Annotated in this window: 1 protein-coding gene and 1 pseudogene; both read left to right on the top strand. The window is 62.3% G+C overall.

All coding sequences use genetic code 11. The features are described from left to right. On the top strand, window positions 1–641 hold a 641-nt coding region (gene lipB, locus A3754_RS02285), incomplete at its 5' end, for a lipoyl(octanoyl) transferase LipB (protein WP_063518745.1). Window positions 642–702: 61 nt separating this feature from the next. Then, window positions 703–1047 (top strand): annotated as a pseudogene (locus A3754_RS02280) (lipoyl synthase); the annotation flags it as partial.

Genomic DNA, 1047 nt, shown 5'->3' with positions numbered 1-1047 from the left:
ATCATCGCAACGCTCAGCAGAACGACGAGTTGTGGGTGCTGGAACACCCCCCGGTCTTCACCCTGGGCCAGGCGGGCAAGCCCGAGCACGTACTCAATGCCGGAGAGATTCCGGTGGTGAACACCGATCGCGGCGGACAGGTCACCTATCACGGCCCCGGCCAGACGGTGATTTACCTGATGCTGGATATCAAACGGCTGGGGCTGGGAAGCCGCGGGCTGGTGACTGCTATCGAGGAAGGCATCATCGATTTTCTTGCCAGCCTGGGTATTGAGGCCGTGAACCGGGATGACGCCCCCGGGGTCTATGTGAACGGGGCCAAGATCGCGTCCCTGGGGCTGCGCATACGCCGTGGCGCAACCTATCACGGGCTCGCCATCAACCGGGACATGGACCTGGCGCCCTGGCAGCGGATCAACCCCTGCGGGCACGTGGGCCAGCCCATGACCACCCTGCAAGCGCAGGGCGTCAATCTGGGCCGCCACACCATGGAACAACAACTGGTGACATTATTAGCCAAACGTCTGGGCCTGACGCCCCGGACAGCGCCCCCACCAGACTGGTACAATGCACTTCAGGAGAACGCCATCACTGACAGCGATCCTGACAGTGCCCTGGCAGCACCGTCCCCACGACGGTAACCCACAGACACAGATGCCTGCCCCCACCCTTTCGGCAGCACCCGACGGCAATGGAAACCCCATGAGCGAACAGGCCCAAGCCAAACGCAAAGTGCAAATCGGCGACAAACTGCGCGGCGCCGACAAGGTCCGCACCATCCCCATGGTCAACGAAGAAAGCGGCTATCAACGCAAGCCGGACTGGATTCGTGTGCGGGTTCCCGCCAACGGAGAAATCCAGCGCATCAAGTCGCTGCTGCGCAAACAGAAACTGCACACCGTTTGCGAAGAAGCCGCCTGCCCCAATTTGCCCGAATGCTTCGGCGGCGGCACCGCCACCTTCATGATCATGGGGGACATCTGCACCCGTCGCTGCGCATTTTGCGATGTGGGGTTTGGCCGGCCCAACGCCCTGGATGCCGAAGAA

Source organism: Alcanivorax sp. HI0083, assembly GCF_001635175.1.
This window is presented reverse-complemented; position numbering and strand designations above follow the sequence as displayed.